Source organism: Pseudomonas sp. SG20052 (assembly GCF_031766055.1).
GTDB lineage: Bacteria > Pseudomonadota > Gammaproteobacteria > Pseudomonadales > Pseudomonadaceae > Aquipseudomonas > Aquipseudomonas mandelii.
On sequence record NZ_CP134498.1, the window covers coordinates 70,390 to 93,000 of the forward strand.

The window sequence follows — 22,611 nt, forward strand, 5'->3', positions numbered from 1 at the left end:
AGTTATAGCTGCTGATTGAGAAAAAGCCCTTACCGTCGGGCGGCCGTCATTATTTTGTCTGATTCAAAACTTGTAGAAGCGCCGCCGTCTGAGCGTCAGGAGTGCCATCGAATCGAGCGGGGCGGAAATGCATTTGAAAGGCCGCCAGTACATGGCGCGTAGCGACATCAAGCTCGCCCGTTTGTGGCGTGGCATAACCCAGTCGGGCCAGCTGTCCCTGATACCAGCTGATGCTCGGCAGTTCTGCCGCGAACTGGGTTTGCTGGCGTGCGACGGCCTGCTCGTTTGGCCAGACGCCTATGCCTTCGCCGGCCAGGCGCTTCCAGGGGAACAGCGGGCCGGGATCGAGCTTGCGCAGCGGCGCGATGTCGCTGTGCCCGATGATGGAACGAGGGTTGATGTTGTAACGCTTGCTGATGTCTTTGAGCAGGAAGATCAGCGACTGAACCTGATCTTCACTGTAGGGATACCAAAGGCGGCCCGTCGGAGTGTCTTTGAAGCCAGGATTGACGATCTCGATGCCGATGGAGCTGGAGTTCAGCCAGGTCCGGCCTTGCCATTCGCTTTCGCCTGCGTGCCAGGATCGAAGATTTTCATCCATCAGCTTATAGATGGTGGCGCCTTTGTCGTCACCGATCAGGTAGTGACTGCTGACCTCGCCGTGGGTCAGCAATTGCAGGGAGCGCTCGAGGGAGGCGGAGGTGTAATGCACCACCACGAACTGAATACGACTGTCGTGATTGGCTGAAGGGTGGCTGGTGTCGATCCGCGGGCCGCTGGCACAACCGGCCAACAGGAGCAGCGACGTAAAGAGGGCAAGACATTTCATGGCAGGAGGCAGTACACGCAAGTCAGTAATGCAACAGTGTAACGTACTGACTTGCGCGAAGAGGGCAAAAGCGCTGTTTTAAATAAAATGGAACAATTGGCTGTCAACCAGCCTCGACGCGATTGCGACCACCATTTTTCGCACGGTATAGCGCCTGATCGGCTCTTTTAAGCACCAGGTCGCTGTGTTCTCCGGGTTTGAATGCCGTAAAACCTACGGAAATGGTGATGGTCACCCGCTCGCCCTTGAAGTGAAAAGGGCAGGCTTCAATCGATGCGCGCAAAGTATCCAGCAGTTGTGCGCCATTTATCGGTGACGTGTCGGGCATCAGCAAGACAAATTCTTCACCCCCGAACCGCGCAATGAAATCCGTCCCGCGCAGGCGTTTGCGCAACACGTTGGCAATGATTTTCAGCACTTTGTCACCTGCCAGGTGACCGTAGTTATCATTGATGCGTTTGAAGTGGTCGAGGTCGAGCATCGCCAGCAACAGGATGTTGCCGTGTTGCTGCCATTCGCGGACTTCGTGTTCCAGCCGCTCACTCCAGGCCGCGCGATTGGGCAGGCCGGTGAGGGGATCGAGCAGCGCTTTCTGCCGTTGTTCTTCAAGGTGTTCGCGGTAGCCCAGCGCTTCCTGTTCCATGTGCGCCACGCGTTCGGCCAGGCTTTGCAACCGAGCCGCGACTTCCTGCTCACGTTCGTCGCGCTGTTTCTGGTGTTGATCCATGGTGCCGAGCAGGCCTTCGAGGCGGTTCTCCAAGACGTGCTTGAGGTCTTCCAGGTCCGCCGCTTCTTGCACGCTGCTCTGCAGGCCGTCGACTTGCTCGCGAATCTGCGTATCCATCTCGCGTGCAGCCGAGCGGTTGTCGGCGTGGCCGTCGCTGGCAGCTTGCAAGTTGCTCTGGAACGATTCGAGACGTTCGTTGAGTTGTTGCAGGTACGCTTCGAATTCGTGCTGGCCGCTGTCGGTGATCGCCAGCATCAACGTCGCCAGATCATCGAGGATCGGGATCAGTTCGTACCAGTTCAACCCGTTTTGCAGACGATCACGCATCGCTTCGGCTTGTGGTCGATGGCGTTCGGGCAGCGTCAGGTCGTCGAGGAGGCCAAGGAGCGTATCTTCGATATGCTTGGCGACTGAACTATAGGACGGCTCGGGTGAGTCGGGCAGGGCGTAGAGAACTTCCTCTGGCGCCAGGTGCTCTGTCTCGATGGTCACCGGGGTCAGTTCATCCGGGTTGACTGCCTGTGGCTCTTGCTCGGCTGGAGTTGGGTCTATCGGTTGTTCGATGTTCGGCTGGGTCTGTGGCTCTACCGCTTGCGCAGATGCAGTCTCTGACTGAAGCACAGGCGGGACAAACACCACCAATTCCGGAGCAGGTTCTATTGCCTGTACTTCCAGTGATTCAGGGATCGCAGCGGCAGGTTGGACGTCGATGACCGTTGGCTGTTCGACTGGCGGATGCTCCACCGCGGGTGCGAGATCAACCGTTGCCGGCGGGGTCTCGGCAATCGGTTCGACAGTTTGCAGGGGCGCCGCTTGCACCGCAGGAACGGTGGCCTGTGGGGTGGCCTCATCCGCTTCCCGGTTACCAAACAGGCGCTGCAGAAAACCGGGGCGATCAGGTTCTGCCGGGTTATCCAGTTGACGTAAGGCTTTGCCTTGCAGGCCACTCAGTTCGCTGAGCAGCAACGGAATCTCACGGGCCTGACTGACTCGACCATCCAGTTGTTTGGCAAAGTTCTTCAGCGTCCGGCTGACTTCTCGAGGCAGTGGCAGTGTTTGCAGCTGAGTCACCAGCGCAGTCAATGCGGCGCTGGTCTGATTGACCCGGGTTTCCCGGCGCTGCTCGGAGTCGAGTACGGCTTTTTCCAGGCGTGGAAGCAGGGCGGCCAGGCCGGCGTCCATGTCATCGGTGCGCACGACTTCGCGCATTTCCTTCATGCACTGGTCAACGGCGCGATCGGTGCCTTCTGCGGCCAGGGTGCTGCGCACCAGCCCACGGCGCAGCAAGTCGAGCCGGGCATCCCATCGGCGTTCGAGCTTTTCCTGTTGTTCGATGCTTTTAAGGTATTTCTCTTTCCAGCGCTGTGTTTCGTCGCTCATTCATGGGATCCGCGAAGGGGCAGGACTCAACGCGGGGAATGCATCGGCCGTGAGCGAACCCGGCAGACGAATCTCTACCGCGACGGGCAGGTGATCTGAAATCGGTTGTGCCAGCACCTCGACCTTTTCAAGGGTCAGTGTGGGGCTGAGCAGAATATGGTCGAGGCAGCGCTGCGGGCGCCAGCTGGGGAAGGTCGCTTCCAGTTGCGGTGCTAGCAGACCGAGGTCACGCAACGGGGAGTTCTGCAGCAAATCACTGGCGTGGGTATTCATGTCGCCCATCAGCACCTGGTGTTTGTAACCGCCGATCAACTCGCGGATGTAAGCCAGTTGCATGCTGCGAGCCCGGGCACCCAGCGCCAGGTGCATCATCACCACCACCAGCGCCTCCGGACCTTCGCCGAAACGCACCAGAATCGCCCCGCGGCCCTTGGGCCCCGGCAGCGGATGATCTTCGATTGCCCACGGGCGCAGGCGGCTGAGCACGCCATTGCTGTGCTGGCCGAGGCGACCGAGATTGCGATTGAGTTGTTGATACCAGTAGGGAAAGGCGCCGAGCTGCGCCAGGTGTTCAACCTGATTGACGTAGCCTGATCGCAGGCTGCCGCCATCGGCTTCCTGCAAGGCGACCAGATCGAAGTCGCCCAGCAGATTGCCGATCTTTTGCAGATTGTCGGCACGCCCGGTGTGCGGCAGCAGATGCTGCCAGCCTCGGGTCAGGTAGTGCCGATAGCGCTCGGTACTGATGCCGACCTGGATATTGAAACTGAGCAAGCGCAGACGGCTGTCTGCGGGCAATCCCGTCGATTCCAGGTGATGCTCGTTGACCCGCGGATCATGCAGGCCAACGACACGTTCAGTTCCCCAGCGGCGCATGGCGGGCCCCGCGCTTAGTTGGCAGCAGCCTTGTTAGCCGCTCGCTCTTTGTTGACGAGTTTGTCGGCCAATTGCAGCGCTTGTTCGGCACCGCCGGCAGAGCCCACGTCAAAGCGGTATTTGCCGTTGACGATCATGGTTGGAACGCCGGAGATTTCATATTTCTTTGCCAGTTCTTTGGCTTTGTTGATCTGGCCTTTGATGGCAAAGGAGTCGAAGGTGGCCAGGAACTTGTCCTTGTCTACGCCTTGAGTGGCCAGGAAGTCGGCCATGTCGTCTTTGTCGGTCAGTTTCTTGTGTTCTTTCTGGATTGCGTTGAATACCGCAGCGTGAACCTTGTTCTCTACGCCCATCGCTTCAAGGGTCAGGAACATCTGGCCGTGTGCGTCCCATGGGCCGCCGAACATGGCAGGGATACGGACGAAGTTCACGTCGGAAGGCAGTTTCTCGACCCAAGGGTTGATCACCGGTTCAAAAGCGTAGCAATGCGGGCAGCCGTACCAGAACAGCTCCACGACTTCGATCTTGCCAGGCACGGCGACCGGAACCGGATTGGTCAGTTCGACATAAGGGGCGGCGGGTGCTTCGGCGGCTTGGGCAGTCATGCCGAACAGGCTGGCAGCGACGAGTGCGGCGCTGATGATCAGATTACGCATGCTTTACTCCTGGACAATTTGGGTCGCCTCGCGCGACCTGTTTTCAGACAGGTCCTGGCGGGCTTGAGTTCTGTAGTGTAACGGCAGCGGCCACAAAAAAGGGCGGCCTGAGCCACCCTTTTTATACTTGCTGCGACGGATTAATAGAGCGTTAACGTTGCACGAGATGTACTTCCCGCGGCACGCCCTGTTCGCCGGTCTTAGTGCAGGCCTTGAATGTAGCTGGACACCGCAGCGATATCTTCGTCGCTGAGCTTTTTGGCAATGCTTTGCATTGGTTTGGTATCGCCATCGTTGGCACGACCGCCTTCTTCCTTGCGGAAGTCGGTCAATTGCTTGGCAACGTATTGAGCGTGCTGACCACCCAGATGCGGGAAGCCGGCAGCCGCGTTGCCCTTGCCATCCGGAGAGTGGCAGCCGGTGCAGGCTGGCAGGCCCTTGGCCAGGTCGCCGCCGCGGAACAAGGCTTCACCGCGAGCCACGACTTTCGGGTCGGCGGCGCCAACGCTGCCTTTCTGGCTGGCGAAGTAAGCGGCGATATCAGCCAGGTCCTGATCGCTCAGGTTGGTCAGCAGGCCGGTCATTTCCAGAACGGTGCGTTTGCCGGACTTGATGTCGTGCAGCTGCTTGTTCAGATAACGCTCGCCCTGTCCTGCCAGTTTCGGAAAGTTAGGCGCCATGCTGTTGCCATCCGGGCCATGACAGGCGCCACATACTGCGGCTTTCGCCTGACCAGCAGTTGCATCACCTGCAGCATGGGCTACGCCGGAGATCCCCACGGTCAACAGCAGACTCACGATCAATTTGTTCATCAGCTAATCCAACTACGGCTAAGGGTTAAAGAGTTATGGACCGGGATCACTCGCTCATCCACTGGATGATTGCCTGGTAATCCTCGGCACTGCAGTCCATGCACAAACCACGCGGCGGCATCGCCTTGAAACCCTGGGTCACGTGTTGCACCAGCGTCCCCATACCTTTCGCCAACCTCGGCGTCCAAGCTTCCTGGTCGCCCTTTTTGGGCGCCATGGGTAGTTGGCCGGAATGACAGGCACCACAAACACGGTTGTACACAGCTTCCGGATCCTGTGTAGCCTGAGCGCTGTAAAGCGGCATCAAGACACCGGCAGCTAGCAGCCATTTCGTCATAAAACGACCTTTTCAGGGTTGAGAGCGTTCTGCGTTCTAATGCGCAATCAAGGTCAATCGCTCTCGTGAACTTCATCCTACGCTGGGACAAAGCGCACACAAAATCTGCGGCATTATATACTGGCGTCACTGAAACGGAAACGACACCGCTTGCCGCGTCCATTCCCGGCGCCGCCCACATCGGAAATCCCATGCAACTCAAGAACCCCATCCTCGGTCTGTGCCAACAGTCCACCTTCATGCTCAGCGCTGCCAAAGTCGATCAATGTCCCGACGACGAAGGCTTTGAAGTGGCCTTCGCCGGGCGTTCCAACGCCGGCAAATCCAGCGCGCTGAACACCCTGACGCACGCCAGCCTGGCGCGAACCTCGAAAACTCCGGGTCGCACGCAGCTCTTGAACTTCTTCAAGCTAGACGATGATCGTCGTCTGGTCGACCTTCCGGGTTACGGTTACGCGAAAGTGCCTATCCCGTTGAAGCTGCACTGGCAGCGTCACCTGGAAGCTTATCTGGGTGGTCGCGAGAGTCTGAAAGGCCTGATTCTGATGATGGACATCCGTCATCCAATGACCGATTTCGACCTGTTGATGCTCGACTGGGCCGTCGCCAGTGGCATGCCGATGCACATTTTGCTGACTAAAGCTGACAAGCTGACCTATGGCGCGGCGAAAAACGTGCTGCTCAAGGTTCAGGCAGACATCCGCAAAGGATGGGGCGATGCGATTAGCATCCAGCTGTTCTCGGCGCCAAAGCGCATGGGTCTGGAAGACGCCTACACTGTATTGGCAGGCTGGATGGAGCTGGCGGACAAAGGCTCCGAGGTTGCGGAGCAATAAATCGCAGGCAAAAAAAACCCCGGACTTCTTATGGGGAGGGGGAAGTTCCGGGGTTCAAGTTCCGGACCGCTAGGGCGGGGTCCAGATATCTGCCAACACTTAACACAACATAGGAGCATCGAAGGGCTTCACCAGCCATTCAGTAACTCTGAGTGGCAGTTCACAGGTTTAGTTCCGGAGCTTCAGAAACCATTTGTAATAAGTGTGATTTCTTTCCGAAATAAGGGCTCTTGACCCATCTGCCGCGGCACTATGCCGCAGCAGAAAACGCCCTTTCAGACGGCTCAGTGAGCCTCATCCCAGTTATTGCCTACGCCAACCTCGACCAGAAGCGGTACATCCAGCTTCACGGCGTCGCTCATGTGCACGCGAATTTCATCGCGGACCTGGTCGACCAGATCTTCACGCACCTCAAGCACCAATTCATCGTGCACCTGCAGGATGACTTTGGCGTCGAGGCCCGAGGAGGTCAGCCAGTTATCCACCGCCACCATGGCTTTTTTGATGATGTCCGCCGCCGTGCCCTGCATCGGGGCGTTGATCGCCGTGCGTTCGGCGCCTTTACGCAGGGCCGGGTTTTTCGCGTTGATTTCCGGCAGGTACAGGCGTCGGCCGAAGATCGTTTCGACAAAACCTTGCTCGGCCGCCTGGGTGCGGGTGCGTTCCATGTACGCCAGAACACCCGGGTAGCGGGCGAAATAACGGTCGATGTATGCCTGGGATTGCTTGCGATCAACGCCGATCTGCTTGGCCAGGCCAAACGCGCTCATGCCGTAGATCAAACCGAAGTTGATCGCCTTGGCGCTGCGACGTTGGTCGGTGGTGACGTCGGCCAGTTCCACGCCGAACACTTCGGCGGCGGTGGCCTTGTGCACGTCCAGGTCATTGCGGAAGGCGTGCAGCAAACCTTCGTCCTTGGCCAGGTGCGCCATGATCCGCAGCTCGATTTGCGAATAGTCCGCCGCCAGCAGCTTGTAGCCCTTTGGCGCGACGAACGCCTGACGAATCCGCCGCCCTTCGGCCGTGCGGATTGGAATGTTCTGCAAGTTCGGATCGCTGGACGACAAGCGCCCGGTCGCCGCGACAGCTTGATGATAGGACGTGTGAATCCGCCCGGTGCGCGGGTTGATCTGTTCCGGCAGGCGATCGGTGTAAGTGCTTTTCAGCTTGCTCATCGAGCGGTACTGCATCAGCACTTTGGGCAACGGGTAATCCTGCTCGGCCAGTTCCGCCAGGACGGCTTCGGCGGTGGACGCCTGGCCCTTGGCGGTTTTGCTGAGGATCGGCAACCCGAGCTTTTCGTACAGGATCACGCCCAATTGCTTCGGCGAGCCCAAGTTGAATTCTTCACCGGCGATGGCGAATGCCTCACGCTCCAGCGCGACCATTTTGTCGCCGAGCTCGACGCTTTGGATGCCCAGCAGGTTGGCATCGACCAACGCGCCCTGGCGTTCGATTCGCGCCAGTACCGGCACCAACGGCATTTCGATTTCGCTCAGAACTTTGCTCAGGCTCGGAATGGCATTGAGCTTTTCCTGCAAGGTCTGGTGCAGGCGCAGCGTCACGTCGGCGTCTTCGGCGGCGTAAGGCCCGGCCAGTTCCAGCGAGATCTGGTCAAACGTCAGCTGCTTGGCACCCTTGCCGGCGATGTCCTGAAAACTCGTAGTGGTGTGGTTCAGGTACTTGAGCGCCAGGCTGTCCATGTCGTGGCGGGTCGCGGTGGAATCCAGCACGTAAGATTCGAGCATGGTGTCGAACGCGATGCCTTGCACGGTGATGCCGCAATTCTGGTCGCCACCGATGGCGCAGTTGGCGAGGATGTTCATGTCGAACTTGGCGTGCTGGCCGACCTTGAGTTTGTTCGGATCTTCCAGAATCGGTTTCAGCGCGCGCAGCACGGTGTCGCGATCAAGCTGATCCGGCACACCCATGTAGGAATGGGTCAGCGGGATGTAGGCTGCTTCGTTGGCCTGTACAGCAAACGACAGGCCGACAAGCTGCGCCTGCTGCGCATCGATGCCGGTGGTTTCGGTATCAAAGGCGATCAATTTGGCGTCGTTGAGCTTCTTCAGCCACAGGTCGAAATCGGCCTGGGTCAGGATCGTGGTGTACTTGAGCTCGGTCTCGACAGCGGCTTCTTCAGCCACCGGCACGGTAACTTCCTGGCCGGAACGCTTGGCATCACGCTGGTTTTCTTCAAACCAGCTCTTGAATTCGAGCAGGGTGTAGAGCTCGGCGAGTTTGTCGTGATCCGGCCGGCCCATTTGCAGGTCGTCGAGCCCGATGTCCAGCGGCACGTCGATCTTGATGGTTGCCAATTGATAGGAGAGGAATGCCATCTCCTTATGCTCTTCGAGCTTGGCCGGCAGGGTCTTGGCGCCGCGAATCGGCAGGGTCGGAACGATGTCGAGCTGTGCGTACAGCTCGGTCAGACCGCCGTTCACACCCACCAACAGGCCGGAAGCGGTTTTAGGACCAATGCCCGGAACGCCCGGAATGTTGTCGGAAGAATCGCCCATCAGTGCCAGATAATCGATGATCTGCTCGGGAGCGACGCCGAATTTCTCCTTCACGCCCTCCACGTCCAGCGCGCTACCGGTCATGGTGTTGACCAAGGTAATGTGGCCGTCGACCAGTTGCGCCATGTCCTTGTCGCCGGTGGAGATCACCACTGGTCGGTCAGCTGCTGCGCTGCTGCGGGCCAAAGTGCCGATCACGTCATCGGCCTCGACGCCTTCGACGCACAATAACGGGAAGCCCAGCGCGATCACGCTCTGATGCAGTGGCTCAATCTGTACGCGCATGTCGTCGGGCATGCTCGGACGGTTAGCTTTGTACTCGGCGAACATTTCGTCACGGAATGTCCCGCCCTTGGCGTCGAACACCACGGCGAACGGACTGTCCGGGTACTGCTTGCGCAGACTCTTGAGCATGTTCAACACGCCTTTGACCGCTCCAGTCGGCAAACCCTTGGAAGTGGTCAGCGGCGGCAGGGCGTGAAAGGCGCGGTACAGGTAAGAAGAACCGTCCACCAGGACGAGGGGGGCTTGGCTCATGAGCAGGATCAACCTTTTCGGCGGGTCCGGCGCTAGAATAGCGGGACCGTTGACGACAAAGGGACAAGGTTATCATGCGCACACTAAATCGCCTGTTGCTGGCTGGCTTGTTTGCAACCGTTCCCCTGGCCGTCATGGCGGCGGATGATGCGCCCACACCGGAGCCGGAAGTCACGATCCGCACGGAAGGGGACAAAACGATTCAGGAGTACCGCCAAAACGGTTTCCTGTACGCGATCAAGGTCACGCCGAAGGTCGGACCGCCGTATTTCCTGGTGCGTGCGGATGGGACAGATGCAAACTTCATCCGCTCGGATCAGCCGGATATGCTGATTCCGTCGTGGAAGATTTTTGAATGGAAGTAGTTTCTTAATTTCAATCGGCGCTGGCTCATGCAGCGGCGCCCGTACTGGCAGTTTAAACATGTCTGTGTTCACCCCGCTGGCTCGGCCCGAGCTGGAAACCTTTCTCGCCCCATACGGGCTCGGCCGCCTGCTTGATTTCCAGGGAATTGCCGCCGGTAGTGAAAACACCAATTTCTTCATCAGCCTGGAGCAGGGCGAATTTGTCCTGACCCTGGTCGAGCGCGGTCCGGTTCAGGAGATGCCGTTCTTCATCGAACTGCTCGATGTGCTGCACGAGGCCGACTTGCCGGTGCCTTACGCACTGCGCACCACCGACGGCGTGGCCTTGCGCGAACTGGCCGGCAAGCCTGCGCTGTTGCAACCACGCCTGGCCGGCAAGCACATCAAGGAAGCCAACGCGCAGCATTGCGCCCAAGTCGGCGAGTTGCTGGGCCATCTGCATCTGGCGACCCAGGCCAACATGATCAAGCGCAAAACCGATCGTGGCCTGGACTGGATGCTGGAGGAGGGCACGCAGTTGCTCTCCCACCTGAATGCCGAGCAGAGTGATTTGTTGCAGCGGGCGCTGGACGAAATCACTCAGCAGAAGACGAAAATCCTGGCGTTGCCACGGGCCAACATCCACGCGGATCTGTTCCGCGACAACGCGATGTTTGAAGGCACGCACCTGACCGGGTTGATTGATTTCTACAACGCCTGCTCGGGGCCGATGCTCTATGACGTGGCGATTGCCTTGAATGACTGGTGTTCGGATGACGACGGGCTGATCGACGGGCCGCGGGCGCGGGCGTTGCTCGGGGCCTATGCCGCGTTGCGTCCGTTCACTGCCGCAGAGGCTGAACTGTGGCCGACCATGTTGCGCGTGGCGTGTGTGCGGTTCTGGTTGTCACGGTTGATTGCCGCGGAGTCGTTTGCCGGTCAGGACGTGTTGATTCACGATCCGATGGAGTTTCAGCAGCGGTTGGCGCAGCGGCAGAAGGTCAGTACGCCGCTACCGTTCGCCCTTTAACAGCTTCGCGGGCAAGCCTCGCTCCTACAGGTTTGTGTCGTGCACATTATCTGTGAACGGCACAAATTCCGTAGGAGCGAGGCTTGCCCGCGGATGGGGCGTCGCAGATCCCGCCGTTACAACGACTCCAGACACCCCGCCAAATCATTCCCCAACTTCTCCAGCACCTGCTCATACCCCTGCGCAGTCGCCGGCGTGTACCCGCCCAACGCATCCAGCTCCGCCAATTTCACCGGCAGGCCTGCCACCAGGGTTTCCGCCAGGCGCGGACGCAACGGCGGTTCACTGAACACACAGGTCTTGCCGACTTCCTGCAACCGCGTGCGCATCGCTGCGACGTGCTGGGCGCCCGGCTGGACTTCGGCGGCGACGCTGAATACGCCGGCGTGATTGAGGCCGTAGGCGTCTTCAAAGTAGTCGAAGGCCTCGTGGAATACGAAGTACGGTTTGCCTGCGATGCCGGCCAGACGCGCTTTCAAGCGAAGATCCATTGCATCCAGACGCTCATCGAACGCCTTGAGGTTGCTCTGATAACGCATGGCGTTGGCCGGATCGGTTGCACTCAAGTCAGCAGCCATTTTTGTGGCGATCACGCGAGCGTTTACCGGAGACAACCACAAATGCGCGTCCAGGCTGCCAGGGCGATGATCGTGGTCATGCTCATCGGCTTCTTCCGCGTGCGAATGGTTGTCTTCGCCGAAGTGGCGAAGTTTCAGTCCCGGCAGATCCTGCACAGCGATGCTCGGCAGCGTTCGACCGTTCAGCACGCGAGGCAGGAACCCTTCCATGTCCGGACCGATCCAGTAAACCAGATCCACCGATTGCACCTTCCGTACGTCGGAAGGACGCAAGGCATAGTTATGCGGTGAAGCGCCCGGTGGTAGCAGCACTTCCGGGATTGCCACGCCGTCCTGCACCGCAGCGGCAATCAGCTGTAGCGGCTTGATGCTGGTGAGGACTTTGACGTCGGCTTGAGCTGAGCCAATGAACAGAAAACTTGCGGCAAATGTGACAAAGATAGAAAAAAGTCGGGACACGATGACCACTCGAAGAGGCGAGAACGGGTAACATAATAACGTCTCTCACAAAACTCGTCGCCGCTCATGCCTAAAACACCGATTGCCAGCCGTCCCCACGACCACTCTCATTGCGTACATAGCGCACTGACTGAGGCCGATGCCTTGTGCGCACGTCAAGGCCTGCGCCTGACCGCCTTGCGTCGGCGGGTGCTGGAGCTGGTGTGGCAAAGTCACAAGCCGTTGGGTGCCTACGACATTCTCGCGGTACTCAGTGAGCAGGATGGCCGCCGCGCTGCGCCGCCTACCGTGTACCGTGCGCTGGATTTCCTGTTGGAAAACGGCCTCGTCCACCGCATCTCCTCGCTCAACGCCTTCGTCGGCTGCAATCACCCGGAGCATGCCCACCAGGGTCAATTCCTGATCTGCCGCGAATGTCACGCCGCCATTGAGCTCGAACAGAAATCCATCAGCGACGCGATCATCAGCAGCGCCAAGGATGTCGGTTTCGTCGTCGAAGGCCAGACCGTTGAAGTGGTCGGCCTCTGCTCGGGTTGCCAGGGGGCTTGATGAGCAATGCGCTGATTCGCCTCGAGCAGGTTGTCGTCACCTTTGCCGGGCAAAACGTGCTGGATAACATCGAGCTGAGCGTCGAGCCGGGGCAGATCGTCACCCTGATCGGCCCGAACGGCGCGGGCAAGACCACGCTGGTGCGCGCGGTGCTCGGTCTGTTGAAGCCGGACAGCGGCAGCGTCTGGCGCAAGCCGAAACTGCGGGTCGGTTACATGCCGCAAAAACTTCACGTCGATCCGACGCTGCCGTTGTCGGTACTGCGCTTTTTGCGTCTGGTGCCCGGCGTGGACCGTGCCAGGGCCTTGGCGGCACTCAAGGAAGTCGGCGCCGAGCAGGTGATCGACAGCCCGGTGCAAAGTGTTTCCGGTGGCGAAATGCAGCGCGTGCTGCTGGCTCGAGCCCTGCTGCGTGAGCCGGAACTGCTGGTGCTCGACGAACCGGTGCAAGGCGTCGATGTGGCCGGCCAAGCCGAGCTCTACAGCCTGATCACGCGGCTGCGCGACCGTCACGGCTGCGGGGTATTGATGGTCTCCCACGATTTGCACCTGGTCATGAGCACCACCGACCAGGTGGTCTGTCTGAATCGTCATGTCTGCTGCTCCGGGCACCCGGAACAAGTCAGCGGCGATCCGGCTTTCGTCGAGCTGTTCGGCAAGAACGCACAAAGCCTGGCGATTTATCACCACCACCACGACCACGCCCATGACCTGCATGGTTCGGTGGTCAACGCGGCCCCGACGGCCCAACCCCATGTCCATGGAGATAGCTGCAAGCATGGCTGATTTTCTGCTCTACGCCCTGCTTGCAGGTCTGGCTTTGGCGCTGGTCGCAGGACCGCTGGGTTCGTTCGTGGTCTGGCGGCGCATGGCCTATTTCGGCGACACCTTGTCCCACGCGGCCTTGCTCGGCGTGGCATTGGGCTTTCTGCTGGATGTCAGTCCTACCGTTGCCGTCACCGTCGGTTGCTTGCTGTTGGCGGTGCTGCTGGTGACGTTGCAACAGCGTCAGCCGCTGGCGTCCGACACGCTTTTGGGAATTCTCGCACCAAGCACGCTCTCTCTGGGCCTGGTCGTACTAAGCTTCATGCACGAAGTGCGGATCGACCTGATGGCGTATCTGTTCGGTGACTTGCTGGCGATCAGCCCGACCGACTTGGCCTGGATACTCGGTGGCAGCGCCGGTGTTCTCGCGTTGCTGGTGACGTTGTGGCGGCCATTGTTGGCGATCACGGTGCATGAAGAACTGGCCCGGGTGGAAGGTTTGCCCGTGCCGGCGCTGCGCCTGGCCCTGATGTTGCTGATCGCGGTGGTGATCGCTGTGGCGATGAAAATCGTCGGTGTGTTGCTGATTACTTCGCTGTTGATCATCCCGGCGGCTGCGGCACAACGTCACGCTCGCTCGCCGGAACAGATGGCGCTGGGCGCGAGCCTGCTGGGCATGCTCGCGGTCTGTGGCGGGCTGGCGTTGTCGTGGTTCAAAGACACCCCGGCGGGCCCGTCGATTGTTGTGACGGCCGCCGCACTGTTTCTGCTGAGTTTTGTCCTGCCCCGTCGAGGGGTGTAGACTTGCTCGTTTTTTGCGCAAATAGAGAGTCGCAGGAATGAAGCTGTCAGCCTCCCGTTATCTGCTCCTTGTCGCATTTTCGCTGCTACTGGGCGCTTGCCAAAGCACGCCATCGGCCACCACTGCGGCGACCGATGCCCGGGCCACGGCCATCGCGCAGCTGGAACAAAACCTGGCCAGCAGCGAGCTGGCCACCGCCGAAGACCAGTTGGCGACCTTGCAGGCCCAGTCGCCAGACGATCCGTCCCTTGTGCAATATCAGCGGCAATTGGCCGAAGCCTACCTGCGTCGCAGCCAGATCGTGCTGCAAAAGGGCGATGTAAATGCGGCCGCTACGGCGCTGGCCCGGGCCCGGGCATTAATGCCCAAGGCTCCGGCGCTGACGGGTGGGGTCAACAACGCCATCGTCAATGCCCGTAAAGCTGAACTGGACAGGGCTGAAGCGGCGCTCATGGCAGCCGAGGCCAAGCCACCGGCCAAAGTCATTGATCCTACGGCTGAGAGCACCACAATTGCGTTGAACCTCACGGATATGAGCAAACTTCGCCGTCAATTGGATGCGATTGCCGCCGATGTGGTGAATTACCAGTGCGATGTCAGCATTCAGGCGCCGCGTACCCAGGATTACCCATGGTTGGCGACGTTGCTGACTAAACGGGTGAAGAAGCTGGATTCGGAGTTCGATCTGAATCTGCAGAAGCAGATCCTGCGCAACGTTCCGGCGCAGATCGTCTTGAGTCCGCGTAAACCCTGAAAGCTTCGCGAGCAGACTCGCTCTCACAGTGAATTGGGGTTGATTACACTTTCTATGATCAAACCCAAACCCTGTGGGAGCTAGCCTGCTTGCGAAGGCGCCCTCCCTAACGATACAAAACCTTAAGCCGGAATCGCCTTGGCCTTAGGCTCCCGATCCCAAACCCGATGCTGCCCGATGGCGGCAAAGAACGGTTTGATCAACTGGGTATCCGCACCCACGACCAGCCCCGCATCCACCTCAAGCTTCAACACGTCCAGCAACTGCTTCGCCTCGCCATGCAGCGCAATCGCTTTCAAGTGTTTGTAAGCTTCCAACAGGTAATGCAGCGCTACGCCATCGCCACTCAACGCCTTGATCGACGCCGCGCCACCGGGTACGAACACCGCATCGAATGCCACCGAAGGCAAGCCTTCCATTGAAGCGTCCACTGGCAGTGTCTTGCCATCGGCGGTGGTCACTGGCGCGGAAGTCGGGCCGAGCAGCTTGGCGTGCGCACCTTCTGCCTTCAGCGCCTTCTTCATCGCATCAATCGCAGCACCATCGACACCGTTGGCCGCCAGAATCGCCACTTTCCGCGTTTTGATATCCCCCGGCAGCAGGTTGGCCTGGCTCAAGGCCGGTGAGCGATCGGGTGAAGTTTTACGCACTTCGACGGTGCCAGCCTTCGGCGCCGGCAAACCAAGGTTCTGCGCCACGCGTTTGGCCAGTTCCAGATCGATATTGGCCAGGATCTCGTTCACCTGACGTGCACGGATGAATTCACGCTCAACCTTGCCCAGCTCAAAGCTGTACGCCGAGATGATGTGTTCCTGCTCGTGCTTGCTCATGCTGCGGAAAAACAGGCGCGCCTGGGAGAAGTGATCGCCGAACGACTCGCTGCGCTGGCGAATCTTGTTGGCGTCGATGCGCTCCGGATAGGTCTCGAATCCACCGTCCTGCGCGGCAGGCGGCGTTTCTTTCGGCCAACCGCCATCGATGGAATTCGGCTCGTAGGAGGCGCGCCCCTTGTCGATGGTGGTGCGATGCAGCGCATCCCGCTGGCCGTTATGGAAGGGTGCTACGGGACGGTTGATCGGGATCTCGTGAAAATTCGGCCCACCGAGTCGGCTGATCTGCGTATCGGTGTAGGAAAACAGCCGCCCTTGCAGCAGCGGATCATTGGAGAAGTCGATGCCCGGCACGATATGGCCCGGGCAGAACGCAACCTGCTCGGTTTCGGCGAAGAAATTATCCGGGTTGCGGTTGAGCACCATCTTGCCCAGCGGGGTAATGGGCACCAGTTCTTCCGGGATCAGTTTGGTCGGGTCGAGGATGTCGAAGTCGAAGTTATGTTCGTTTTCTTCTTCGATGACCTGCACGCCCAACTCCCACTCCGGGTAGTCGCCCATCTCGATCGACTCCCACAGATCGCGGCGGTGGTAATCGGTGTCTTTACCGGCGAGCTTCTGTGCTTCATCCCACACCAGTGAGCAAGTACCGGCGGTAGGGCGCCAATGGAATTTGACGAAGCGTGATTTTCCTTCGGCATTGATCAAGCGGAACGTGTGTACGCCAAAGCCCTGCATGCTGCGCAGGCTTTTCGGTATCGCCCGGTCGGACATGGCCCAGATCACCATGTGCGCCGACTCTGGCACCAGCGAGACGAAATCCCAGAAGGTGTCGTGAGCCGAGCCGCCGGTAGGGATTTCGTTGTGTGGCTCCGGTTTCACCGCGTGCACGAAGTCAGGGAACTTGATTGCATCCTGAATGAAAAACACCGGCATGTTATTGCCCACCAGGTCGAAGTTGCCTTCGTCGGTGAAGAACTTCACGGCGAAACCTCGCACGTCCCGCACGGTATCGCCTGACCCACGCGGACCCTGCACCGTGGAAAAGCGCACGAAGACCGGGGTTTTCTTGCCGGGATCTTGTAGGAAACCGGCTTTGGTCAGTACGGAATGGTTTTCATAGGTCTGGAAAAAACCATGAGCGCCAGTGCCCCGAGCATGGACGATGCGCTCTGGAATGCGCTCATGGTCAAAATGCGTGATTTTTTCACGCATGATGAAGTCTTCCAGCAACGACGGCCCGCGCGCGCCGACCTTCAACGTGTTCTGGTTGTCCGAAACCTTCACGCCCTGATTGGTGCGCAGGGCTTGTTCGGTGGCGTCGGAGCGAAACTTTTCCAGGCTATCGAGCTTGGCATTGGTGTTGCCGCGGTCCAGGGTATCGGTCCCGGCCAGTGCGCTTTTAGGTGCGGCAGGCTTTTTAGTACTCATCAGTCGTAAACTCCTCGTTGCGATCCCGTAGCCAGGACTTATATGCATTCCCCAGGCACGGCACCGGGGGCGTTTTCGAGTTGCCTTATTAGTGACTGGCGAGCTTTTTAGCCGTTCCTTTTTTCTAACCTTCGATCGCGTTATTGCCAAATGGAAGGTTGAATGCGGAATAAATGCTAATAACCTCTATACGGACAGGCTAAAATGCGCGCCCGGCTAACCGCTGACCCTTTTCCAACGCGCCCCACAAGGTTCGCTACGTGATCGAGTTTCAAAACGTCCACAAAACCTACCGCGTCGCCGGTAAGGATATTCCCGCCCTGCACCCGACCAGTCTGACGATTGAGAACGGTCAGGTCTTCGGCCTGATCGGTCACTCCGGCGCGGGAAAAAGTACCCTGCTGCGTCTGATCAATCGCCTGGAAGAATCCAGCGGCGGCAAGATCTTCGTCGACGGCGAAGAAGTCACCGCGCTCGACGCCAACAGCCTGCGCCGCTTCCGCCAGCAGGTCGGGATGATTTTCCAGCACTTCAACCTGCTGGCGTCCAAGACCGTCGCCGACAACGTCGCGCTGCCGTTGACCCTGGCCGGTGAACTGTCGCGCAGCGAGATTGACCAGCGTGTCGCCGAGTTGCTGGCGCGGGTCGGTCTGTCTGACCACGCCAAGAAGTACCCGGCGCAGCTGTCCGGCGGCCAGAAGCAGCGCGTCGGCATTGCCCGCGCCCTGGCGACCAAGCCAAAAATCCTGCTGTGCGATGAAGCCACCAGCGCCCTGGACCCGCAGACCACGGCGTCGGTCCTGCAATTGCTGGCCGAGATCAATCGCGAGCTGAAACTGACCATCGTCCTGATTACCCACGAGATGGACGTGATCCGCCGGGTCTGCGACCAGGTCGCCGTGATGGACGCGGGTGTGATCGTCGAGCAAGGTTCGGTGGCCCAGGTGTTCCTGCATCCGAAACACCCGACCACCAAACGTTTCGTGCAAGAAGACGAGCAGATTGATGAAAGCGAACAGCGTGACGACTTCTCCCATGTGCCGGGCCGCATCGTGCGTCTGACCTTCCAGGGCGAAGCGACCTACGCACCACTGTTGGGGACCGTCGCTCGGGAAACGGGCGTGGACTACAGCATCCTGGCCGGTCGTATCGACCGCATCAAAGACGTCCCTTACGGGCAATTGACCCTGGCTGTTACCGGTGGCGACATGGAGGCGGCGTTCGCCCACTTCACCGCAGCTGACGTCCACATGGAGGTCCTGCGCTAATGGAAGTCCTGACAAGTTTCTTCGTCAACATCGACTGGTTCGAAATCTGGCTGGCTACCGGCGATACCCTGCTGATGCTCTTCGGTTCGTTGTTGTTCACCGTGTTGCTCGGCCTCCCGCTGGGCGTGTTGTTGTTCCTGTGCAGTCCGCGTCAGTTGCTGGAATCCAGAACGCTATACGCCGTGCTGTCGCTGGTGGTGAACATCCTGCGTTCGCTGCCGTTCATCATTTTGCTGATCGTGATGATCCCGTTCACCGTGCTGATAACCGGCACCTCGCTCGGCGTCGCCGGTGCGATCCCGCCGCTGGTAGTGGGTGCCACGCCGTTCTTCGGGCGACTGGTGGAAACCGCCCTGCGTGAAGTGGATCGCGGCATCATCGAAGCCACCCAGGCCATGGGTGCGACGACCCGGCAGATCATCATCAACGCCCTACTGCCAGAAGCCCGCCCGGGCATTTACGCGGCGATTACGGTGACGGCTATTACACTGGTGTCCTACACGGCGATGGCCGGTGTGGTCGGTGCCGGTGGGTTGGGCGACCTGGCGATCCGTTTTGGTTATCAGCGTTTCCAGACCGATGTGATGATCGTCACCGTGGTGCTGTTGCTGGTGCTGGTGCAGGTTCTGCAAATGGTTGGTGACAAACTGGTCGTCCATTTCTCCAGAAAATAAACAGTTCTCGTAAACATGACATGAGCCGGCCATTCGCTGGCAGGCGCCAAATCCAGGCGCCGCAAGCGGGTACCCACAAGGAGTTAGCTGAATGAAAAAACTACTCGTCGCGTTCGCAGCCGTTGCAGCGTTTTCCGCTCACGCTGACACTCTGACCGTTGCAGCCACCCCGGTGCCGCACGCTGAAATCCTCGAATTCGTCAAACCGGCCCTGGCCAAAGACGGCGTGGACCTGAAGGTCAAAGTCTTCACCGACTACATCCAGCCGAACGTGCAGGTTGCCGAAAAACGCCTGGACGCCAACTTCTTCCAGCACCAGCCGTACCTCGATGAGTTCAACAAGGCCAAGGGCACCGACCTGGTCGCCGTTGCTGGCGTACACCTGGAACCGCTGGGCGCTTACTCCAGCAAGTACAAGGCCCTGACCGAACTGCCAGGCGGCGCCAACGTGGTGATCCCGAACGACGCCACCAACGGCGGTCGCGCGCTGTTGCTGCTGGCCAAGGCCGGCCTGATCAAGTTGAAGGATTCCAACAACATCCTGTCGACGGTCAAGGACATCACCGAGAACACCAAGGACCTGAAATTCCGTGAGCTGGAAGCCGCGACCATCCCGCGCGTGCTGACCCAGGTCGACCTGGCGCTGATCAACACCAACTACGCGCTGGAAGCCAAGCTCGATCCGTCCAAGGATGCGCTGGTCATCGAAGGCAACGACTCGCCTTACGTGAACATCCTTGTTGCCCGCCCGGACAACAAGGACAGCGAAGACATGAAGAAACTGGTTGCTGCGCTGCACAGCCCGGAAGTGAAGGCCTTTATCCTCGAGAAGTACAAAGGCGCGGTATTGCCGGCGTTCTGATCTGAGTCGTTAACAAAAAATGGGGCGCATCGAATGCGCCCCATTTTTTTATGCCTGAAACACCGTCCCCTGTAGGAGCCAGGCTTGCCGGCGACGGCAATCTCACGGGCGCTTTCGCCGGCGAGCCTGGCTCCTACAGGGGGCGTGGTGTTTATTTGCGGTTGAGCATCACCGGCAACTGCGCCACCAACTTGGCGTTATTCAGCGGTGCACGAATGAAGCCACGCTGTGTCCCGTCCGGCCCGATCACCGCGAGGTTGCCGCTGTGATCAACCGTGTAATTCGGCTTGCTGGTGTCTGCCGGAATGAACGGAATGCTCACCGCATTGGCCAGTTTCTGAATGTCTTCAATCGACGAAGGCGTCAGGCCTGTGAACTGCGGATCGAAGTAGCCCAGGTACTGCTTGAGCTGCTTGGGCGTGTCGCGGTTCGGGTCGACGCTGACCAGGATGATCTGCAACTTCGCCACAGCCTCTGGCGGCAGTTCACTTTTGATCTGGCGCAGCTGGGCGAGGGTGGTCGGGCAGATGTCGGGGCAGAAGGTGTAGCCGAAGAACAACAGTGACCATTTGTCTTTCAGCTCGTTGACCATCACCGGCTTGCCGTCCTGATCGGTCATCGTCACGTTTGGCAGGTTGCGGCTTTGCGGCAGCAAAATGATCCCGGCATCGATCAATGCCGTAGGATCGCCCTGGCCTTTTCCGGACAGCACTTTGTTGATGGTCAGGCCCAGAACCAGCGCGATCAGGGCGACGAGGATAAAGACGGTTTTCTGAGTTCGAGTCATAGGTTCAACAGTAAGTAGTGGTCTACGAGCAGCGCGATAAACAGCAGGAACAAGTAGTAGATAGAGTACTTGAAGGTGTTGATCGCCGCGTGCGGCCGAGTGCCACGGTACAGCACCACGGCCCATTGCAGAAACCTTGCGCCCAGTCCCAGGGCGCAAATCAGGTAAAGCATGCCGCTCATGTGGATCACGTAGGGCATCAGGCTGACCGCCAGCAGCGCGAAGGTATAAAGCAGGATGTGGACCTTGGTGTAATGCTCGCCATGGGTCACCGGCAACATCGGGATGTTGGCCTTGGCATATTCCTCTTTGCGGTGAATGGCCAGGGCCCAGAAGTGAGGCGGGGTCCAGGCGAAAATGATCAACACCAGCAACAAGGGTTCGGCGCTGACATGACCGGTGGCCGCGGTCCAGCCGAGCAACGGCGGGGCAGCGCCGGCCAGGCCACCGATAACGATGTTCTGCGGCGTCGCGCGCTTCAGGAAACCGGTATAGATCACCGCATAACCGAGCAAGGACGCGAGGGTCAGCCAGGCCGTCAGCGCATTGGTGAAGGCCAGCAGCACGGCTTGCCCAAGCACCGCCAATACCAGGGCAAATGTCAGCGCCGCCGCAGGTGAAACGCGCCCTTCAGCCAAGGGACGTTTGTGGGTACGCGCCATCACTGCATCGATACGCCGGTCCACCACATGATTCACCGCCGCCGCACCCCCGGCACACAACGCGATCCCCAGGTTGCCGAACACCAGCACCGTCCACGGCACCCCGGCGCGGGTCGCGAGGAACATGCCGACCAGCGAGGTGATGAGCATCAGCACCACCACTTTCGGCTTGGTCAGCTCCAGGTAGTCACGCCAGATCGCCTGACTGTGACGTTCGCCGATCAGAGTCGCCATGGCATCTCTCCTTTTATTGTTATGGGCCCGGCTGAGTGTTTACGCGGGCTGAACCGCCAGCGTGCAAGGTTTTGCTGTTTGACCCGAACCAGGCTGGTTCGCGCGTGATAATTGACCAGCACCATCGTGAGCAACAGCGCTGCGCCCCCCGCGTTGTGCGCGACCGCAACAGGCAGCGGCAGGTGGAACAAGACGTTGCTGATGCCGAGGGTGATTTGGGCCGCAAGGGCGATCAGCACCATTGCGGCCAAGCGCGTCATGCCAACCACTTTCAGTTGCCAGGCCAGCCCCAGCAGCACGAGCGTCACCAGCAACGCGCCGATGCGGTGAGTCAGATGGATCGCTGTGCGGGCATCACTGTCCAGTTGCCCGCCCAGGTAATTGGGGCCGATGTGTTGGGTCAGGTGAAAACCATTGGCGAAATCAGCCGGTGGCAGCCATTGCCCATGGCAGGTCGGGAAGTCGATGCAAGCCACGGCTGCATAGTTGGAACTGACCCAGCCCCCGAGGGCGATTTGCAGGATTACCAGCAGCAACCCGGCCGTCGCCCAATGCTGCAAACGCCGTGGCACGGTCAGCGCCGGCAGTACGCCGGACAGGCGCAAGGTCAGCAAAAACAGCAGGCTCAAGGTCGCAAAACCGCCGAGCAAATGCCCGGTCACCACCTGCGGCCAGAGCTTGAGCGTCACCGTCCACATGCCGAACGCCGCTTGGGCGATGACAACCACCAGCAGAAACAGCGGCAGCTTCACCGGTTGCCCCGGATGACGACGATGCACCCAGGCGCGACCGGCCAGCACTGAAATCAACAACCCGAGGGTGCCGGCGAAATAGCGGTGGACCATCTCGTTCCAGCCTTTGTGGGCTTCGACGGGTGCATCGGGAAAATGCAATTCGGCATGGGCCAGTTGGGCTTCGCTTTTCGGCACGCTGATAAAGCCGTAGCAACCCGGCCAGTCCGGGCAGCCGAGGCCGGCGTGGGTCAGGCGGGTGTAGGCGCCGAGCAACACCACAATCAGTGCCAGCAAGGTGGCAAACAGCGCGAGGCGAAATCCAGGTTTGGCCATGACGATG

22 protein-coding genes are annotated in these 22,611 nt (G+C 59.5%); 10 read left to right on the forward strand and 12 right to left on the reverse strand.

Annotation, left to right across the window (positions count from 1 at the left end; all coding sequences use genetic code 11):
• Window positions 1-49: 49 nt before the first annotated feature.
• The 6 genes from RHP74_RS00305 to RHP74_RS00330 all read right to left on the reverse strand — a co-directional run bounded on the left by RHP74_RS00305 (window position 50) and on the right by RHP74_RS00330 (window position 5,617).
• The gene (locus tag RHP74_RS00305; protein ID WP_077748832.1) at window positions 50-829 is read right to left on the reverse strand and encodes an N-acetylmuramoyl-L-alanine amidase; all 780 of its coding nucleotides are present in this window, start codon (window positions 827-829) and stop codon (window positions 50-52) included.
• A 103-nt stretch (window positions 830-932) separates the two neighbouring features.
• A complete protein-coding gene (locus RHP74_RS00310) occupies window positions 933-2,936 on the reverse strand; it encodes a diguanylate cyclase (protein ID WP_311097123.1) in 2,004 nt (667 codons plus the stop codon).
• Window positions 2,937-3,812: an endonuclease/exonuclease/phosphatase family protein gene (locus tag RHP74_RS00315; protein ID WP_010465613.1), complete on the reverse strand. Its 876-nt coding sequence runs from the start codon at window positions 3,810-3,812 to the stop codon at window positions 2,937-2,939.
• Window positions 3,813-3,826: 14 nt separating this feature from the next.
• On the reverse strand, window positions 3,827-4,468 hold the full coding sequence (locus tag RHP74_RS00320) for a thiol:disulfide interchange protein DsbA/DsbL (protein WP_311097127.1): 642 nt from the start codon (window positions 4,466-4,468) through the stop codon (window positions 3,827-3,829).
• A 200-nt stretch (window positions 4,469-4,668) separates the two neighbouring features.
• A complete protein-coding gene (locus RHP74_RS00325; protein WP_010465618.1) occupies window positions 4,669-5,280 on the reverse strand; it encodes a cytochrome c4 in 612 nt (203 codons plus the stop codon).
• 46 nt (window positions 5,281-5,326) lie between these two features.
• Window positions 5,327-5,617 carry a cytochrome c5 family protein gene (locus RHP74_RS00330; protein ID WP_010465620.1) on the reverse strand — a complete coding sequence of 97 codons (291 nt, stop codon included), beginning with the start codon at window positions 5,615-5,617 and terminating at the stop codon, window positions 5,327-5,329.
• A gap of 191 nt (window positions 5,618-5,808) precedes the next feature.
• On the opposite strand from RHP74_RS00330, the gene yihA reads away from it, so the two are divergent.
• Complete coding sequence (yihA, locus tag RHP74_RS00335; protein WP_010465622.1) at window positions 5,809-6,453, forward strand: ribosome biogenesis GTP-binding protein YihA/YsxC; 645 nt, start codon at window positions 5,809-5,811, stop codon at window positions 6,451-6,453.
• Between the two features lie 284 nt (window positions 6,454-6,737).
• Here the strand turns inward: yihA and polA are convergent, their stop codons facing one another.
• Window positions 6,738-9,509 (reverse strand): DNA polymerase I, encoded by a 2,772-nt coding sequence (gene polA, locus RHP74_RS00340; RefSeq protein ID WP_102594698.1) that lies wholly within the window; start codon window positions 9,507-9,509, stop codon window positions 6,738-6,740.
• A 74-nt stretch (window positions 9,510-9,583) separates the two neighbouring features.
• Between polA and RHP74_RS00345 the strand changes: the two genes are divergently transcribed.
• Window positions 9,584-9,874, forward strand: a complete 291-nt coding sequence (locus RHP74_RS00345) for a DUF2782 domain-containing protein (RefSeq protein WP_010465626.1) — start codon at window positions 9,584-9,586, stop codon at window positions 9,872-9,874.
• Between the two features lie 58 nt (window positions 9,875-9,932).
• Window positions 9,933-10,883: a homoserine kinase gene (locus RHP74_RS00350; RefSeq protein WP_083375345.1), complete on the forward strand. Its 951-nt coding sequence runs from the start codon at window positions 9,933-9,935 to the stop codon at window positions 10,881-10,883.
• A 116-nt stretch (window positions 10,884-10,999) separates the two neighbouring features.
• Here RHP74_RS00350 and RHP74_RS00355 read toward each other — a convergent pair whose 3' ends face one another.
• Complete coding sequence (locus RHP74_RS00355; RefSeq protein WP_311097132.1) at window positions 11,000-11,920, reverse strand: metal ABC transporter solute-binding protein, Zn/Mn family; 921 nt, start codon at window positions 11,918-11,920, stop codon at window positions 11,000-11,002.
• Window positions 11,921-11,986: 66 nt separating this feature from the next.
• Between RHP74_RS00355 and zur the strand changes: the two genes are divergently transcribed.
• Genes zur through RHP74_RS00375 form a run of 4 tightly spaced genes read left to right on the forward strand, consistent with a single transcriptional unit; the run spans window position 11,987 to window position 14,789 of the window.
• On the forward strand, window positions 11,987-12,469 hold the full coding sequence (gene zur / locus RHP74_RS00360; RefSeq protein WP_010465632.1) for a zinc uptake transcriptional repressor Zur: 483 nt from the start codon (window positions 11,987-11,989) through the stop codon (window positions 12,467-12,469).
• Window positions 12,469-13,254, forward strand: coding sequence for a zinc ABC transporter ATP-binding protein ZnuC (znuC, locus tag RHP74_RS00365; RefSeq protein ID WP_010465634.1), 786 nt, complete (start codon window positions 12,469-12,471; stop codon window positions 13,252-13,254). Before zur ends, znuC begins: the two co-directional genes overlap by 1 nt.
• Entirely contained in the window at window positions 13,247-14,035 is a 789-nt protein-coding gene (gene znuB, locus RHP74_RS00370; RefSeq protein WP_010465635.1) for a zinc ABC transporter permease subunit ZnuB, read from the forward strand. Before znuC ends, znuB begins: the two co-directional genes overlap by 8 nt.
• Before the next feature lie 37 nt (window positions 14,036-14,072).
• Complete coding sequence (locus RHP74_RS00375) at window positions 14,073-14,789, forward strand: PA5502 family lipoprotein (protein WP_154502437.1); 717 nt, start codon at window positions 14,073-14,075, stop codon at window positions 14,787-14,789.
• A 122-nt stretch (window positions 14,790-14,911) separates the two neighbouring features.
• Here the strand turns inward: RHP74_RS00375 and katE are convergent, their stop codons facing one another.
• On the reverse strand, window positions 14,912-17,050 hold the full coding sequence (gene katE / locus RHP74_RS00380; RefSeq protein ID WP_311097137.1) for a catalase HPII: 2,139 nt from the start codon (window positions 17,048-17,050) through the stop codon (window positions 14,912-14,914).
• A 260-nt stretch (window positions 17,051-17,310) separates the two neighbouring features.
• Between katE and RHP74_RS00385 the strand changes: the two genes are divergently transcribed.
• From RHP74_RS00385 to RHP74_RS00395, 3 genes are all read left to right on the forward strand, one after another.
• Complete coding sequence (locus RHP74_RS00385; protein ID WP_010465641.1) at window positions 17,311-18,318, forward strand: methionine ABC transporter ATP-binding protein; 1,008 nt, start codon at window positions 17,311-17,313, stop codon at window positions 18,316-18,318.
• A complete protein-coding gene (locus RHP74_RS00390; protein ID WP_010465643.1) occupies window positions 18,318-18,992 on the forward strand; it encodes a methionine ABC transporter permease in 675 nt (224 codons plus the stop codon). Before RHP74_RS00385 ends, RHP74_RS00390 begins: the two co-directional genes overlap by 1 nt.
• A 91-nt stretch (window positions 18,993-19,083) precedes the next feature.
• Window positions 19,084-19,854 carry a MetQ/NlpA family ABC transporter substrate-binding protein gene (locus RHP74_RS00395; RefSeq protein ID WP_154502443.1) on the forward strand — a complete coding sequence of 257 codons (771 nt, stop codon included), beginning with the start codon at window positions 19,084-19,086 and terminating at the stop codon, window positions 19,852-19,854.
• A 151-nt stretch (window positions 19,855-20,005) separates the two neighbouring features.
• Here the strand turns inward: RHP74_RS00395 and RHP74_RS00400 are convergent, their stop codons facing one another.
• Genes RHP74_RS00400 through RHP74_RS00410 form a run of 3 tightly spaced genes read right to left on the reverse strand, consistent with a single transcriptional unit; the run spans window position 20,006 to window position 22,604 of the window.
• On the reverse strand, window positions 20,006-20,641 hold the full coding sequence (locus RHP74_RS00400) for an SCO family protein (protein WP_010465646.1): 636 nt from the start codon (window positions 20,639-20,641) through the stop codon (window positions 20,006-20,008).
• Window positions 20,638-21,537, reverse strand: a complete 900-nt coding sequence (cyoE, locus tag RHP74_RS00405) for a heme o synthase (protein ID WP_083375341.1) — start codon at window positions 21,535-21,537, stop codon at window positions 20,638-20,640. Before cyoE ends, RHP74_RS00400 begins: the two co-directional genes overlap by 4 nt.
• The gene (locus tag RHP74_RS00410) at window positions 21,525-22,604 is read right to left on the reverse strand and encodes a heme A synthase (RefSeq protein WP_077748827.1); all 1,080 of its coding nucleotides are present in this window, start codon (window positions 22,602-22,604) and stop codon (window positions 21,525-21,527) included. Before RHP74_RS00410 ends, cyoE begins: the two co-directional genes overlap by 13 nt.
• Between the last annotated feature and the right edge of the window lie 7 nt (window positions 22,605-22,611).

Bases quoted from the DNA above. Each gene is read 5' to 3' on its own strand.
- RHP74_RS00305 (WP_077748832.1), bottom strand. From the start codon at position 829: ATGAAATGTCTTGCCCTCTTTACGTCGCTGCTCCTGTTGGCCGGTTGT.
- RHP74_RS00310 (WP_311097123.1), bottom strand. From the start codon at position 2,936: ATGAGCGACGAAACACAGCGCTGGAAAGAGAAATACCTTAAAAGCATC.
- RHP74_RS00315 (WP_010465613.1), bottom strand. From the start codon at position 3,812: ATGCGCCGCTGGGGAACTGAACGTGTCGTTGGCCTGCATGATCCGCGG.
- RHP74_RS00320 (WP_311097127.1), bottom strand. From the start codon at position 4,468: ATGCGTAATCTGATCATCAGCGCCGCACTCGTCGCTGCCAGCCTGTTC.
- RHP74_RS00325 (WP_010465618.1), bottom strand. From the start codon at position 5,280: ATGAACAAATTGATCGTGAGTCTGCTGTTGACCGTGGGGATCTCCGGC.
- RHP74_RS00330 (WP_010465620.1), bottom strand. From the start codon at position 5,617: ATGACGAAATGGCTGCTAGCTGCCGGTGTCTTGATGCCGCTTTACAGC.
- yihA (WP_010465622.1), top strand. From the start codon at position 5,809: ATGCAACTCAAGAACCCCATCCTCGGTCTGTGCCAACAGTCCACCTTC.
- polA (WP_102594698.1), bottom strand. From the start codon at position 9,509: ATGAGCCAAGCCCCCCTCGTCCTGGTGGACGGTTCTTCTTACCTGTAC.
- RHP74_RS00345 (WP_010465626.1), top strand. From the start codon at position 9,584: ATGCGCACACTAAATCGCCTGTTGCTGGCTGGCTTGTTTGCAACCGTT.
- RHP74_RS00350 (WP_083375345.1), top strand. From the start codon at position 9,933: ATGTCTGTGTTCACCCCGCTGGCTCGGCCCGAGCTGGAAACCTTTCTC.
- zur (WP_010465632.1), top strand. From the start codon at position 11,987: ATGCCTAAAACACCGATTGCCAGCCGTCCCCACGACCACTCTCATTGC.
- znuC (WP_010465634.1), top strand. From the start codon at position 12,469: ATGAGCAATGCGCTGATTCGCCTCGAGCAGGTTGTCGTCACCTTTGCC.
- znuB (WP_010465635.1), top strand. From the start codon at position 13,247: ATGGCTGATTTTCTGCTCTACGCCCTGCTTGCAGGTCTGGCTTTGGCG.
- RHP74_RS00375 (WP_154502437.1), top strand. From the start codon at position 14,073: ATGAAGCTGTCAGCCTCCCGTTATCTGCTCCTTGTCGCATTTTCGCTG.
- katE (WP_311097137.1), bottom strand. From the start codon at position 17,050: ATGAGTACTAAAAAGCCTGCCGCACCTAAAAGCGCACTGGCCGGGACC.
- RHP74_RS00390 (WP_010465643.1), top strand. From the start codon at position 18,318: ATGGAAGTCCTGACAAGTTTCTTCGTCAACATCGACTGGTTCGAAATC.
- RHP74_RS00395 (WP_154502443.1), top strand. From the start codon at position 19,084: ATGAAAAAACTACTCGTCGCGTTCGCAGCCGTTGCAGCGTTTTCCGCT.
- RHP74_RS00400 (WP_010465646.1), bottom strand. From the start codon at position 20,641: ATGACTCGAACTCAGAAAACCGTCTTTATCCTCGTCGCCCTGATCGCG.
- cyoE (WP_083375341.1), bottom strand. From the start codon at position 21,537: ATGGCGACTCTGATCGGCGAACGTCACAGTCAGGCGATCTGGCGTGAC.
- RHP74_RS00410 (WP_077748827.1), bottom strand. From the start codon at position 22,604: ATGGCCAAACCTGGATTTCGCCTCGCGCTGTTTGCCACCTTGCTGGCA.